Annotated in this window: 12 protein-coding genes; 2 read left to right on the forward strand and 10 right to left on the reverse strand. The window is 63.3% G+C overall.

The window, feature by feature from the left end:
• Position 1: 1 nt before the first annotated feature.
• From PG892_RS05395 to PG892_RS05435, 9 genes are all read right to left on the reverse strand, one after another.
• Complete coding sequence (locus PG892_RS05395) at positions 2-1,222, reverse strand: type II secretion system F family protein (protein ID WP_270825208.1); 1,221 nt, start codon at positions 1,220-1,222, stop codon at positions 2-4.
• A 47-nt stretch (positions 1,223-1,269) separates the two neighbouring features.
• Positions 1,270-2,982 (reverse strand): MSHA fimbrial ATPase MshE, encoded by a 1,713-nt coding sequence (gene mshE / locus PG892_RS05400; protein WP_257711917.1) that lies wholly within the window; start codon positions 2,980-2,982, stop codon positions 1,270-1,272.
• A 73-nt stretch (positions 2,983-3,055) separates the two neighbouring features.
• Positions 3,056-4,192: a tetratricopeptide repeat protein gene (locus PG892_RS05405; RefSeq protein ID WP_257711916.1), complete on the reverse strand. Its 1,137-nt coding sequence runs from the start codon at positions 4,190-4,192 to the stop codon at positions 3,056-3,058.
• Positions 4,189-5,079 carry an ExeA family protein gene (locus tag PG892_RS05410; RefSeq protein ID WP_257711915.1) on the reverse strand — a complete coding sequence of 297 codons (891 nt, stop codon included), beginning with the start codon at positions 5,077-5,079 and terminating at the stop codon, positions 4,189-4,191. The genes PG892_RS05405 and PG892_RS05410 overlap by 4 nt, the downstream gene beginning before the upstream one ends.
• 151 nt (positions 5,080-5,230) lie before the next feature.
• A complete protein-coding gene (gene mshL, locus PG892_RS05415) occupies positions 5,231-6,976 on the reverse strand; it encodes a pilus (MSHA type) biogenesis protein MshL (RefSeq protein ID WP_201933860.1) in 1,746 nt (581 codons plus the stop codon).
• A 70-nt stretch (positions 6,977-7,046) separates the two neighbouring features.
• Positions 7,047-7,376, reverse strand: coding sequence for a SctD/MshK family protein (locus tag PG892_RS05420; protein ID WP_223952760.1), 330 nt, complete (start codon positions 7,374-7,376; stop codon positions 7,047-7,049).
• A gap of 28 nt (positions 7,377-7,404) precedes the next feature.
• Positions 7,405-8,052, reverse strand: coding sequence for a type 4a pilus biogenesis protein PilO (pilO, locus tag PG892_RS05425; RefSeq protein ID WP_257712329.1), 648 nt, complete (start codon positions 8,050-8,052; stop codon positions 7,405-7,407).
• On the reverse strand, positions 8,052-8,645 hold the full coding sequence (locus PG892_RS05430; protein WP_041212203.1) for a PilN domain-containing protein: 594 nt from the start codon (positions 8,643-8,645) through the stop codon (positions 8,052-8,054). Before PG892_RS05430 ends, pilO begins: the two co-directional genes overlap by 1 nt.
• Complete coding sequence (locus PG892_RS05435; RefSeq protein WP_257712330.1) at positions 8,645-9,508, reverse strand: MSHA biogenesis protein MshI; 864 nt, start codon at positions 9,506-9,508, stop codon at positions 8,645-8,647. Before PG892_RS05435 ends, PG892_RS05430 begins: the two co-directional genes overlap by 1 nt.
• A 121-nt stretch (positions 9,509-9,629) precedes the next feature.
• Here PG892_RS05435 and PG892_RS05440 point away from each other — a divergent pair, with 121 nt between their 5' ends.
• Positions 9,630-10,544, forward strand: coding sequence for a 1-aminocyclopropane-1-carboxylate deaminase/D-cysteine desulfhydrase (locus PG892_RS05440; RefSeq protein ID WP_257712331.1), 915 nt, complete (start codon positions 9,630-9,632; stop codon positions 10,542-10,544).
• Here PG892_RS05440 and PG892_RS05445 read toward each other — a convergent pair.
• Positions 10,541-12,460, reverse strand: a complete 1,920-nt coding sequence (locus PG892_RS05445; protein WP_257712332.1) for an EAL domain-containing protein — start codon at positions 12,458-12,460, stop codon at positions 10,541-10,543. The genes PG892_RS05440 and PG892_RS05445 overlap by 4 nt on opposite strands.
• Before the next feature lie 513 nt (positions 12,461-12,973).
• Between PG892_RS05445 and PG892_RS05450 the strand changes: the two genes are divergently transcribed.
• Positions 12,974-14,509, forward strand: coding sequence for an EAL domain-containing protein (locus PG892_RS05450; RefSeq protein WP_257712333.1), 1,536 nt, complete (start codon positions 12,974-12,976; stop codon positions 14,507-14,509).
• The last annotated feature ends 138 nt before the right edge of the window (positions 14,510-14,647 follow it).

The following is a 14,647-nucleotide window of genomic DNA, read 5'->3' on the forward strand; positions in this document are numbered from 1 at the left end:
CCTACTGCCCGCGCACCGCTCGCATCATGTCCCACATGGGAGTGAAGATACCCAGCGCCAGCACCAGTACCATGACCGCCACTATGCCGATGAGGATGGGTTCGATGCGGGCGGTGAGGCTCTTGAGGTCATAATCCACCTCACGCTCGTAATACTCGGCCGCTTCGTGCAGCAGCTCGTCCACCTGGCCGGTCTCCTCCCCCACCGCGATCATCTGCATCACCAGAGGGGTGAAGAGGCCGCTGGCCCCGGCGGTGCGCAGCAGGCTCTCCCCCCGCTCGATGCCGCCCCGCATGTCGCGGATCTGCCCCGCCATCCAGGCGTTGTCCACCGCATCGGCCACCAGGGTCAGCGCCGTGTTGAGCGGCACGCCGGCCTTGAGCATCATGGAGAAGCTGCGGGCAAAACGGGCAAGCAGGGAGCGCTCTATGATGGAGCCGACGATGGGCAGCCGCAGCTGCCATCTGTGCCAGGTCAGCCTGCCTTTGGTGGTGGCGACCCAGCGTCGCCAGCCGACGACGGCGCCCACCAGGATGGCGAGCAGCAGCCACCAGTAGTGAACGAAGAAGTGGGAGGTGGCCAGCAGGATCCGGGTCGCCAGCGGCAGCTCCACCCCGAACTTGGCAAACATCCCGGCAAAGACGGGGATCACCATGATATTAAGGATCACCATGGCGACGGCGATGGCAATCAGCACGAAGGTGGGGTAGCGCATGGCGGTCTTGATCCGCTTGCGGGTCTCCAGCTCCAGATCGAAATAGTTGGCGAGCTGCAGGAAGGCCTCCTCCAGCTGACCCGTGTTCTCCCCCACGTGGATGATGGCCACGAAGAGGCTGCTGAACACCTTCGGGTGCGACTGCATCGCGCTCGACAGCGGCCGGCCGTTGGCCAGATCCTCCCCCAGGGCGTGAAGCGCCCGCTTGAGGGGCTTGCTGTGGGCGCTCTCCTCCAGCCCCGCGATGGCGCGCAGGATGGGAATGCCTGCCCGGGTCAGGGCATACATCTGGCGGCTGAAGACCACCAGCTCCTCCAGCTTGACGCTCCCTTCCAGCAGCAGCGACCAGTCGATGCTGGCAGACCTGGCCTTGCCGGTCTTCAGCTCGGTGGGCATCACCCCGCGGCGCATCAGCTGCTCGGCGGCGGCCAGCTCGCTCACCGCTTCCACCACACCGCTGACGGCCTGGCCCTGGCTGTCACGCCCCTTGTAGGCAAAACGGTTCATGGGCGACCCCGGCAGAGTGATTCAGTACGATCCAGATGCCTCATGCGTTACCCCAGGTCCTCGGCCAGCCGAAGCACCTCGTCCACCGAGGTGATCCCCTCGCGGGCATAGTCGAGCGCCGTCAGGGCCAGGGGGCGGTAGTGCTCGTGCGCCCGTGCCGCCCGGGCAAACCCCTCGGCATCGTTGCGGCGCAGGGCATCCATCATGGATTGATCCAGCTCCAGCAGCTCGTAGACCCCGATCCGGCCCGCATAGCCGGTGAAGTTGCAGCTCTGGCAGCCCCGCCCCTTGCGATAGCGATGCTGGCCCGGCGCTTCACCGGAGAGCACCGAGAGCCAGGTGGCCTGCCCCTCGTCCGGCGCCGTCTCGCAGGCGCAGTGTTCACACACCCGCCGCACCAGGCGCTGGGCCACCACGGCCCGCAGGGCGCTCGCCACCAGATAGCCGGGCGCCCCCATGTCGATGAGACGCAGGGCGCTGGTCACGGCGTCGTTGGTGTGCAAGGTGGTCAGCACCAGGTGACCCGTGATGGCGCCGCGCAGGCCGATCTCCACCGTCTCGTTGTCCCGCATCTCCCCCACCAGCAGGATGTCCGGATCCTGGCGCAGGGTGGAGCGCAGCACCTGGGAGAACGTGAGCCCTATCTTGGGATTGACCTGCACCTGACTGATGCGGGGCAGGCGGTACTCCACCGGGTCTTCCACCGTGATGATCTTGTGGCTGGCCTGGTTGAGCTCGGAGAGGGCACCGTAGAGCGTCGTGGTCTTGCCGCTGCCGGTCGGGCCCGTCACCAGGATCATGCCGTGAGGGCGTTTGAGCTGACGACGAAAGCGGGTCAGGATGGCGGGCGGCATCCCGGTCTCGGCGAGCGACAAGATGCCGGAGGATTGATCCAGCAGTCGCATCACCACGGACTCGCCATATTGCACCGGCATGGTGGACATCCGCACATCCACGTCGCGGCCGCGCACCTTCATGTTGAAACGGCCATCCTGGGGCAGACGCTTCTCCGAGATGTCGAGCCCGGCCACCAGCTTGAGGCGCAGCACCAGCGCCTGGGCGATGCGCACCTCGTTGAGGATGTTCTCGTGCAGCACGCCGTCGATACGCTGGCGAATGCGCAGCACCTTCTCGTCCGGTTCGATATGGATGTCGGAAGCACCCACCTGTACCGCGTCCTCGAACAGGGAGCGCAGCAGCTTGGCCACCGTCGCCTCCCCCTCGTCGGTTGTGGCATTGAGGCTGCCGGCCCCCAGCTCGAAGCCGGTCTCCTGGTGCTCTTCGTGCAGTTGCACCGCGAAGTTCTCTATCTCCCGGGTGCGGCGATAGAGGCGGTCGAAATACTCCAGCAGCTGGCCTTCACGGGCCACGGCCAGCACCAGCTCCCGCGGGCTGAGCAGGGCAGCGATGGCGTCGAGGGCGCTCAGATCCGCCGGATCCGACATCACCACGGTGACCTTGTCGTCGCTCAGGTTGACGGCCAGCGCCCGGTAGCGGCGCGCCTGCACCTCGGGCAACAGCGCCACGGCCGAGACGTCGATGGTGAGGTTGTTGAGATCGAAGAAGGGCACATCCAGCTGACGGGCGAGGAAGGTCAGCAGTTGCACCTCGCTGATGAAGCCGAGATCGATGAGGGTGGTCCCCAGCTTGCGGCCGGTCTGGCGCTGCTGCTGCAGGGCGAGCTGCAGCTGATCATCCGAGATGATCTGTTCCTGTACCAGCAGGTCGCCTAGGCGCATTTTCAGTCTGGGTTGTGCCATTATTGCTCCGATCTCTGTTGCTTCACGCCCGCTACCTTGTCCGATGGCATGGGCTCATCGAACTGCCGTTCTATCAATGGGTCAGTTGGCCAATTCGTTGTTCGAGCCATTGGGTGGAGGCCTCCCCCAGATTGCCGTGCAACTGGGCATTGCGATAGGCATCCAGTGCCCGCTGACGGTGTCCCTGACCATCCTCCGCCACCCCCAGTCCCAGCCACCAGCGCCCCTGATCCGGCTGCTGGCGCAGCAGCCTGACGTACATCTCGGACGCCTGGACAGGCTGCCCCAGCTCCTGGGCAAGGCCGGCCCAGGTGGCGTAATAATCCAGATTGCTGGCAATATCGGGCTGATAGCCGGTGAGCCAATCCAGCGCCTTCTGCCGATCCCCGCCGCTGATGGCCACACGGGCCAGCAGCAGACGCAGGTCCGCCTGCGCGGGATCCAGCCTCAGCCCCTCTTCCAGCACCTGGGCGGCCTCGGTCAGCCGTCCGGCGCCATAGAGCAGGCCCGCCAGCTGTTCCCGCGCCCCCTGGTTGTGGGGATCGTGGGCCAGCACTTCGTAGTAGCCATCCTGCGCCTCCTGCATCCGTCCCTTGGCCATGGCCGTGGTCGCCTTGCGCTCGGCTAGGGTGGCCAGCTCGGCGTCGGAGAGTTCCACCGTCTCGATCTTCAGGATCCCGGGTTTGCGCGGCGCGGCGGGTGCAGGCGCCTCTTCGGCGCCCTGCTCAGCAGCCAGCTCGGCATAGAGGTCCGGCTGCAGCTCCTCGTCGCTCGGGATCGTCTCGTCCCCCAGCGCTTCCTCCGGATTGCCCTCATCGGCGAGCACGGCCTCATCGGCCGGAGCCTGTTCGGCTGCGGAGGGGGCCACTATGGCGGCGGTCGACTCGGCACTGGCGGCGGGCACCTTTGCCATTGGCGCGGCAGAGGAGACCGCCTGTGTGGTGGCCACCACCGCCAGGGGCGCGGATGGCGCCACCGCAGGGGCGGTGCGGGGGGCCTCGACCTGCGCCGCTGGCAGGGAGGCTCGCTGGCTCTGCTGCCAGAAGATCCAGGTGCGCCAGCCGAGGATCCCCAGGGCCAGGGTACACAGCAGGGTCAGCACCAGCATCCACCAGCCTTGCTGGCGCACCGGCGCCACATAGACGGCGACTCCCTCGGCCTCTTGCTGACGCCTATCCAGCTCTTTCAGCATCTGATTGATCACGCTCATGACCAGACTCCATACGCCAGGGCGGTGCCCAGCAACAACAACAGGGGCCACCAGAGGGTGAGACGGCCACGGCGGGCATCATCGGTATCCCGGATGGCGAGCCGGACCAGGGCGCTGTCGATCCGCCGCACACCGCGACCATAGGCCAGCATCAGGCACTTCTGCGCCAGTATGTTGATGAGGCGGGGAATGCCGCGGGATGCGCGCCACAGCCTGCGCAGGGCGCGGCCATCGAACAGGGCGGCCCCGCGATAGCCGGACACCTGCAGCCGGTACTCCAGATAGGCCCGGGTCTCGTCGAGCCGCAGCGGCCGCAGGCGGTAGGAAAAACCGATGCGCTGGCGCAACTGGCGAAGACGGGGCTGCCCGAGCCTGGCATCCAGCTCGGGCTGGCCGAACAGCACGATTTGCAGCAGCTTGCTGGATTCGGTTTCCAGGTTGCCAAACAGCCGGATCGCCTCCAGGGTCTCGTCCGGCAGGGCTTGCGCCTCGTCGATCAGCACCACCACCCGACTCCCCTGCCGATGCAGGGAGATCAGATGGCGGTGAATGCGATCCGTGAGATCCAGCTCGCTCTCCCCCGCCAGCGTCAACCCCAGCTCCAGGGCCAGGGCCGTGCGCAGCTCCCCCGGAGTGAGATGGGGGTTGGGCAGCCAGGCCAGGCGCACCGGGCAGGCCTCGGAGCCGAGCTCGCTCAGCAGCTTGCGACAGAGCAGGGTCTTGCCGGTGCCCACCTCGCCGGTCACCTTGATGAAGCCCTCCCCCTGCCCCAGCGCCCAGTTGAGCACCTGCATGGCCTCCTCGTGGGGGGGCAGGCCGTAATAGAAACCGGTGTTCGGGGTCAGGCCGAAGGGGGCTTCCCGCAGTCCGAAGTGGCTCAGATACATGCACCCTCCCGGCCAGAGTCCCGGGCGCGCAGCCGCAGACAGCCCCGGATCAGCGACATGGCGCCTCCGCCGTCGGGCAGGGCAGACTGGCTGCAGCCGGGAGGCGCCGCCACATGGGAGAAGGAGTGCTCAACAGGCGCGTCATCCCGGATCAGCCCTTGGGGGGATACCATTTGTCGAGCAGCTCGGAGGAGCGTTGCAGCTCGTTTTGCCAGGTATCTTTCTCCACCACGGTCGGTTTGAGCATGATCACCAACTCCACCTTCTTGGTGCTCTCGCGGCGGTTGGTAAAGGCTTCGCCCACCCAGGGAATATCCCCCAGTAGCGGCACCTTGCTGACGATCTCCTGCTTGTCGGTCTTCATCAAACCGCCGATGACGATAATGTCACCGTTATTGGCCTGCACCACGGTATCCGACTCGCGGATCGAGCTCTTGGCGAGCGGCAAGGTCATCTTGCCTCCCGTGGTGCCCAGATCGATGGTTTTGTTTTGTTCTTCGGTATCAATCACTGACGGATGGATATGAAGCAGCACCTTGCCCTCTTCGTCGATCTGTGGCGTTACGTCCAGCGCGATACCGGAGAAGAAGGGGGTCAACTCAACATTTGGTGTCCGCTCAGTCCCTGTTGTGGTTGAGGTAATCGTCGTCGTCGCATTGGTGACGAAGTACTCGTCCGTCCCGACCTTTATCACAGCCTTCTGATTGTTTGTCGCAGTGACACGGGGGCTGGAGAGGGTATTCACATCCCCCTGAGTCTTGAGCAGGTTGACCGCCACATTGAAGTTGCCGTCAGTAATAGTGAAACCAGCCCCCCCACCAATTGCGTTAAAGATCGGATTTACTGCACCAACCAGACTCTCGCCAAGGGATCCTCCCCCCTTAAGCAGGTTATAGGTCTGCTGACTCTCTGGGATATTAGGCGCCATCAGGTCTGGCTGAGCCACCTTGGGAATACCTTTATTGCCATCCCAACTAGCTGTCAAACCGCTCCAATCTACCCCCTGCTCATAACCTTCACTAAGAGCTACTTCCATAATTCGCGCTTCGAGTACGACCTGACGTTTTAAATGACTTTCGGATTGAGTCAGGAATTCACGGACTGCTTTTAGCTCTTTCGGATAGGCGCGAATAGTGACCAAGCCTGCCTGTGGGCTGGTGATGACAGCCCGACCATCACCATTTCCAATCAGTGTTTGCAAAGTGTCACGTAAGTCGGTCCAATAATCACTGTTGGTATCAGTCTCAATCTGGGTACCATTCGATGTGGTTTGAGTATTGGAATTACTCGAAATACCTGTGCCATTCTGGCTAGATGATATTTCGGTATTGCTGTTGGAATTCAACCCGCTGTTGTTTGAGTTGTTCTCACTAGAAGTCACCCCGCCGGTGCTGACCGAGGTGCGGGAGAGGCCACGACGGGACATCATCAGGTAGTTGACCGGAATGGTCTCGGTACGCAGACCGGCGGGATAGACGTGGAACACGTTGCCCTTGCGCTGTACGTCGAAGCCGTACATGTCGCCGACGGTCGCCAGCGCCTCCTGCAGGGTCACGTCCTTGAGTTCTACCGAAATGACGCCCGCCACACCGGGATGGACCGCCACGCTGTAGCGGGAGCCCTTGAACAGGGAGCCGAAGAACTCCACCGCGTCCACGTCATGGGCCGCGATGCGCATCCGCTTCTCGGGAATGGTCATCGGCTGCTGGGGACGATTGAGCTGCAACAGCTCGCTCTGCACCGAGGGCGGCAGGGAAGTCAGGGGGGCGGTCGGGCTCTGCTCGCTCATCGCTTGCTTGAGTGCATCTTTGGCCTGTACCGGCTCGGGGTGACGATAGGTAGTGCAACCCGCCACCGCCAGCGCGAGGGGAAGCAGACAAAAAGGGTGTTTTTTCATGTTATTCGTGCACCTGACTCGCTATGAAACTCGACAAACCTGGCCCGCACCATCCCGTGCGACACCCACTTCACATCCGGATCTTGCTGCCAAACAGGGTCAGTGTCTGGCGTTTGCCCGCTTTTTCCAGCACCACGCTGTCGGCGCTGATCCCCACCAGCCGGAATCCGTTGACCTGCTGGCCGACCCGGTAGGCTTGACCGTCGAGCACCGCCAGGGCGGGCCCGCTCCCCAGGATGACGCTCTGCAACCTGGGCAGACCGGCCTCCTTGGCGACACTCGCCGCCGAGCCGGATCCCGCCAGGGGCATGGTGGGATCCTGCAGCACCTCGGCCTGGGCCTGCAGCGCGAGCAGGCTCCCCCACAGGGCCAGCCAGCGCCAGGATGGGAAGGCAAAAATGCGGGATCCCGTCCCGCCGACATGCCGCTTAACCACGGATGAACTCCTTGCTGGTGCTGAGGGTGTAGATCTCCATCGCTACCGCCGCCTTGGGATGCTCGACCACCCGGTAGTCAAAGCCCTTCCAGTAGAAGTGCCGAGGCAGGGCTTCGAGCGCTTTCAGGTACTGGTAGACATCGAAATAGCCGCCCTCCAGCTGAAGCCGGATGCCGTGCCTGAACAGGTTCACCTTCTGCTCCCCGGCCATCAGCGGCTCGGGTTTGAGGGAGGTGAGCGCGAGCATATGCAGGTTGGCGGAGCGGGACAACAGGGCTTCCAGCACCGCGGGCATTTCGTGGGCGGGGATCAGATCCACCGTCTGAGCCAGCAGCTCGGCATCCATCTGGCGCAGGGAAGTCTCGACGTCGGCGAGCTGCTCGCGTACCTGGGCATCGGGATCCCGCCCCAGCCTGGCCTGCTTGCCCTGGTTTTCCAGGGTCAGGATCTCCAGATCCCGCTGCGCCGCAGCTAGGGCTAGCCGATCCTGGCCCAGCCGGGCGTCGGCGTCATCCAGCCAGCCATAGATGCCCATGGCCCCGAGCAGCACGACCCCGGTCAACAGAATGAGGATCCGCTCACGCAGGCTGAGGGCTGCGATCTGCTGCGCCCATCCCTGCCATTGTGCCTTCATGTCCATCAGGGAGTCTCCCGCGCTATGCCACTGAGCTGGAAGGCAAGCTGGCCCTCCTTGTCTCGACTCAGGGTGAGCTCGCCAAACTGCTTGCCCGCCAGGGAGGGGGTCTGCTTGAAGCGGTTCACCCAGGCGGGCACGTCCTGACTGCGTTCGGCCACGCCCGCGAGGTTGATGCGCCCGTCGCTTATCTCGATCCGTTGCAGGGAGAGGCGGGGATCCCGCAGGCGGGCAAGGTCTTCCATCACCCCCGCATAGCCCTGGGATTTTTGCAGGGAGAGGTGGCCAAGCTGCTGCATCAGCGCCTGTTTGGCCCCCAGCTCTTCCCGCTTGTCGGCCAGTTGCCGCTGCAAGTCTGCATTCGCCAGATGGCGCGCCAGCTCCGCATCGAGACGCCTGGCCTCGCCGCGCTGCACGTCGAGCTGTGCCCGTACGCCAGCCAATTCACGATCGAGGCCCTGCTGTTGCCAGCCATAGAAGAGGGTGGCCCCCAGCAGCAGCACCAGGACGCCGCCCCAGACCAACGCCATCTGGGGCAGGCTTGCCCACAGGCGTCTTGGCCGGAATTCGGCGCCATAGAGGTTGATATGGTGTTTCATCAGTCGCTCCTGCCCAGGGCCGCGCCATAGGCACTGAGGTATTCGACTCCTGCCAGTACCGCCTTGTTTGCCATGGCCGACACCGGGAAACCGAATGTCTGTTCCAGGTGACGCACCAATACCCCCATGGCGGAGGAGGCGATGGCCAGTTGCAACTGGCCGGGCTCCGGCAGCTTGAGATGGCCGGCCAGATAATCGATGGATCGCTGGATCTCCAGCGCCAGCGCGTCGAGCTGGTCGGCATCTGGCTCATGGCTGCCGGTGAGGCTCGCAAATCCGCGCAACTGGCGGGAGAAACAAAGTCCGCCCCGATGGAAGACCAGCAGTTGCAGCTCCTGCCCCCGGGGTTGCCAGAGCAGCATGCGCACCATCTGGTCCGCCTCGTAGAGGGCCGTCATGGCCAGCTCGTCACTGACTATGGCCTCCAGGGTCGCCGCGCCGTTGACCGCATCCGCCACCTGCTGCACCCGGCTCTTGGGCATGCAAACAACGTTGATGCGCGGACGCCCGGCAGGGGGAGTCGGCAGGTCCACATAATCCATGGCGAGCTGCAACACCGGCTCGTTGACGAAATCCTTGATGGCCCAGGGCAGGGCCCCCGCCATCTCGGCATCGGGGACGGCAGGCTTGTCGATCTGGATCTGCTGATAAAGGCTGGCCGCGAGGGCCACCCGCACCTTAGACTTGGCCAGACCGTGCCGGGAACACAGCTCGGCCAGGGCCTTGGACCAGTCGTGGGGGCCGTTGACAGGCTGGCTGGCAAACACGGGAACGGGGTCCACGCAGGCCAGCAGAATGCGATCGCTGGCCAGCAGGATCCCGACCTGATGGCTGGAGGGAGAACGTCTGAACAGTGACTTCATCTGGATCTTCACCTGGCCGCGTAAAACGCGGCTAAACCTTAACATAAACAGGCTATTAGCCTCCAACTTTATGACAAACGACGCATCGACGGCCACGCTGACACCCACGGGAGACGATCCCATGGCTCCCCTTCAGCTCCCCTCCCCCCTGCACCGGATCCGGCATCCTCTGCTGGCAGCCCATGACGTCACGCTCTGGTGCAAGCGGGACGATCTGATCCACCCGACCCTCTCCGGCAACAAGTGGCGAAAGCTCAAATACCATCTGCAACAGGCACAGATGCTGGGCAAGGGCCACATCCTCTCCTTTGGCGGCGCCTACTCCAATCACATCCACGCCCTGGCCGCAGCAGGACTCAGACTGGGACTGCGCACCACGGGCATCATACGCGGTGAAGGGGATACCGTCAGCAATCCCACCCTGAAAGCGGCGAAAGGCTGGGGCATGGAACTCGTTTTTGTCGACCGGCAGGACTATCGCCGGCGCCAGGATCCCGAATGGCTTGCCCGGTTCGAGGATGACGACACCCTGCTGGTACCGGAAGGAGGCAGCAGCCCGCTGGCCATCCCCGGGGTGGCCGAGCTGGTCGACGAGGTGCCCTTCTCGCCGGATCTCTGGGTGCTGCCCTGCGCCAGCGGCGGTACCCTGGCGGGACTCATCGCGGGCAAGCGGGCGCAGGAGCAGATCCTGGCCATCGCGGTGCTCAAGGGTGCCGACTTCATCACCGGCGAGGTATGCCGGTTGCATCCGGCGGCGGCCACCACCCCGGGCTGGCGCATTGCGCTGGATCACCACGACGGCGGCTATGCCAGGTTCAGTCCGGCACTCTGGCAATGGGTGCAGGCATTCAGTGCCGAAACCGGCTTGCCGCTGGAACCCATCTACAGTGGCAAGGCGATGTGGGGGCTGTTTCGCGAACTGGCGGCAGGCCGCATTGCGCGCGGCAGCAAGATCGTCTTCATCCACACCGGTGGCTTGCAGGGACTGGCGGGCCTGCAGGAGCAGGGCCGCCTGTCACCTCGGCCGGGACGCTAGTCAGGCAGGTTGAGGGGCTCGGGGTCGGCAAACCAGGGACCTTGACCGGCATGCACGCCCAGGTGTCGCAGCATCTTCCACTCGTCGCCACTCTCCACCCCCACCGCGATGACCCGGGTCTGGGTATTGGCACAGCCCCCCACCAGACTGCGTACCGCCATCTGGTTGACCTGGCGCAGGTGGATCTCCCGCACCAGGCTGGGGTGCAGCTTGAGGAAGTGGATCTCGAACTCCTTGATGTACTGGGTGCTCACCACGTCCTGGCCCGCATGATCGATGGCAAGCCTGCACCCCAGCATGCGCATCGCCCGAAGTGGCCGCTTGAGGGCCTCGTAGTGGCGGGTCACCTGGGACTCCGACAACTGCAGGATCAACCCCTCGTTGGTACTGCGCGGCAACTGGAACAGCTCGAAGAAGAGCTCGCGCTGGAACTCGCGGGTGAGCAGGTTCTGGGCGCACAGAGAGAGGCTGATGGGGCAGCTCGATGCCGGTCTCTGGCGCAGCAGTCGCAAGGCTCGGGCCACCACCAGCCTGTCCAGCGGCAGCAGCAGACCGGCCTTCTCCGCCATGGGCATGAAGACCCCCGCCTGCAGCTCCCGGCCCTGCTCGTCGTGAAGGCGGATGAGCAGCTCCTGCTGCAACACCACCTGATCCCGCTCCTGCTGCACAGGCTGGACGTAGAAGTCGATGCCCTGCTCCTCGATGCGACGGCTGATCAGGGTGCGCCAGCGCACCGTTCCCTTGCTGCTCGCCTCCTCGTTGAGGGATTTCTCGAACAGGAACCAGCCGCTGTGTCCTTGCAGGCGCGCGCTCTTGAGCGCCAGCTCCGCCTCTTCCTGCACCTTGAGCAGGGAATCCTGTGCTTGATAGCAGACCGCACCGAGATAGACGGCGGTGTCGGCATTGACCGCTTCGGGCCAGTGCAGTCGTTGCAGACTCTTGAGCAACTGGCTGGCGCCGTCCACCATCTCGCTCTCGGACATGTTCGGCAGCAGTACGGCAAAGACCTGACCGGCATAGCGCGCCTGCAGGGCTCCGCTGTGCTTGCGCACGAAGGCGGCGATGATGGCGCTCGCCTCCATCAGGAGTTCCTGGCTCGGGCGCCCGCTCAGCTCGGGATCCAGCTCCTCCAGACCGGCCAACTCGATCAGCAGCACACCGCCGCTGATCACGCTTGCCTCCATGATGGCGCTCTCCAGCCGGTTGTCGAAGAAGAGGCGGTTGCCGATGCCCGTCGTCTTGTCGACGAAGGCGTTGCTGCGGATGAAGTTGTCGAAGCGGCTGCGCTCCTTGCGGGCGTCGGCCAGCTCGGTCAGCAGATGGGTGAGAGCCTGACTGGCCGAGACAGGCCACTCCTCGGCAGGGTCATGGGCCAGCTTGGTCAGCTTGCCATCCAGGATCAGCTGGGCACGCTCCGCCAGCAGCTCGGCACCGCGCAACTGCTGACGCAGCCAGCGGATGGAGTACCAGAGCCCGAACACCACGATGAAGATACCCAGAGAGATGCCGAACATCGCCTTCATGGAGTACTCGAACTCCTTGAACGGCCTGTCCAGCTTGAAGTCGGCCCGCATCCCGGCCTGATTGGGGATCGCCTCGCTGTAGGCGATCAGCAGGCTCTCGTCCGTCTGCTGCTGCACATCGCGAAACCAGTAGACTCGCTGCTTGTCCTGACGGATCTCCAGCTCCACCACATGGGAGGCCCGCAACAGGGAGGGCAGCCAGCGGGCAAGGGCTTGCTGGTCATCGGTCACCCCGAGCTGCTTGTCGATGATCTCCACCAGAGAGTCGACCCGGTTCTGCTGCAGCTCCATTCCCATCTGGCGAAAACTGAAGACCCCGCCGAGCATCACCATGGCCATGGCCGAGATCACGCACAGCGTAATAAAAGAGACGAGTTGAGTGGTCAGTTTCATGTGCCTTTCCGTAGCCGACAGCATCCATAGGGCATCATGGTATCAGCCCAGACCAAACGCCGCCTATGGATGAAGATCCCGCTTCTGCAAATAAGCGGGCGGATGCGTCATGCGGCGCCGTTGTGCGGGCCGCAAAAGAGGCATCAAGGGAGAGAACGAGGGGACACAGGCTGAGGAACGGACAGAAAAATGGTCCCACAACGGGGACCAAAAGAAACACTCATATCAAAACTAACACTCTGTGCTACTGACAAAAATAGATACAGGAGTATTGAACACACGGTGAGTCAAACCGCATCGCTACTTTAGCCACTTCAGATAAGCTGGACAATTGTCATTTATGACAGGTCAGCGATTGAATCTTGTTCAGGTGTGTAGCCATATCCTTTATTTATCAATTAATTATCGTTTTTGTTCCAAGTGTGACCAACTTGACTCAAATCGATGCAGCTAATGCTATGATGCTTGAGTCTCAATCGGGTTGTTTCATTTCAGGGAAGAAGGGGGCCCACCATGTCTGCACGATCTCCGTTATGGATTCCTCTGGCCCTCTTCTGTTTGCCACCGCTGCTGATGCTGTTGCTCACCCCCCTGTTGAGCGACAAGCTGGCTCACCACCTGTTGCAGACAAAGGAAAGGGCTCTGCTCGACTACCAGCAGGAGCGCAACCAGCTCCTGGATCACGATGTCCCCGCTCAACTCGCCCACTTTGCCTTCGATTGCGGCCCCAAAGACATGGCGCTGCTGCGCTCACCCCAGTATTACAACCGCCATATTCGCCTGGCCGGCCTGCAGCTTGCCAACGGGAGCGGCTGCTCCACCCTGGGCCCCGCCCTGCCCCAGCTTGCCGACGCCGGCATACCGGTCTCCCCCGACTTTCATATATCCAGCACGGCCCCCATGTTCGATACCGAACGCGAAACCCTGGTCTATGCGAGACGCAACGGCAATCTGGCCTATTGGGTGCTCGACAGCAGCTGGAGCCATGAGCTGCTGCGCACCCCCTGCAACGACTGTTTCTACCTGGAGTTCAACCACAAGCACCCGACACAGTCCGGGCTCTTTTTCCCCCGTGGCAACAAGCACATTCGAGAAGAGCCACACCCGATGCGGCTGCTCAGCTTCGACCCCCAGCATCAGGTGGAACAGACCCTCTGGGCTGGCGAGGCACTGAAACGCTACGCCCGCTCACAGATACACCGTGATGGCCTCTGGTCGGCCGGGGCGCTGGGGGTGCTGCTGGCGGCCCTCTACTGGGGCCTTAGAAACTACCGGCGATCCCTCAAAGGATTGCTGCAAAGAGGGCTGGCTCGGCGGGAGTTCATCCCCTTCTATCAGCCCATAGTGGACAGCAGAAACCGAAGGGTAGTGGGATTCGAGGCCTTGCTGCGCTGGCAGCGAGGACGGGATCTGGTGTCGCCAGGCACCTTCATCGCCTATGCGGAAGAGCAGGGGCTCATCCTGCCGATGACGGATCAACTGCTGGAGCGCATCCTGGCGGATCTCCCCGTCCTGGCCCCGCATCAGTGGGTCAGCGTCAATCTGGTGGCGGGCCATATCGAGCAACCTCGTCTGCGCACCCAGTTGCAGCGCCATGGCTGGCCCTCGCCGGCCCGCCTCACCTTCGAACTCACCGAGCGGGATCCCATCAAGCACATCCAGGGGGCCATGGCGGAGATCGCAGCTCTGCAGGAGAGGGGCTATCACTTCAAGCTGGATGACTTCGGCACCGGCTATGGCGGCTTTGCCTACCTGCAACGGCTCGGCATTCGCCAGATCAAGATCGACAAGATGTTCGTGGATACCATAGGCACGGACGACCTCAAGCGCAGCGTGCTGGATGCCACCATCGCTTTCGGCCTCAAATCGGGCATGGAGATGATCGCCGAAGGGGTCGAAACCCAGGAGCAGGTGGATTATCTGCATCGCCACGGAGTCCACCTGATCCAGGGCTACGTCTATGCCAAGCCCATGCCCCTGAGCAAACTGAAGATCTGGCTGATGGCATGGCAAGAGGGCGAGACAACCAGCCCCTCCGACCCGCACTGAGGCGGTATCTGCCCCGCCTCTAACCCTTTGCAACAAAATGATGCTCCGCATGAGGAGCATCTCCCCTTATCATGGGTCTGTGCACCTTGGGTGCACCAAGTCGCTCCATACCCCGTCGGCCGAGGCCGCCCCGAGATG

The sequence above is a fragment of the Aeromonas sp. QDB68 genome (assembly GCF_027707405.1).
GTDB classification, from domain to species: domain Bacteria; phylum Pseudomonadota; class Gammaproteobacteria; order Enterobacterales; family Aeromonadaceae; genus Aeromonas; species Aeromonas caviae.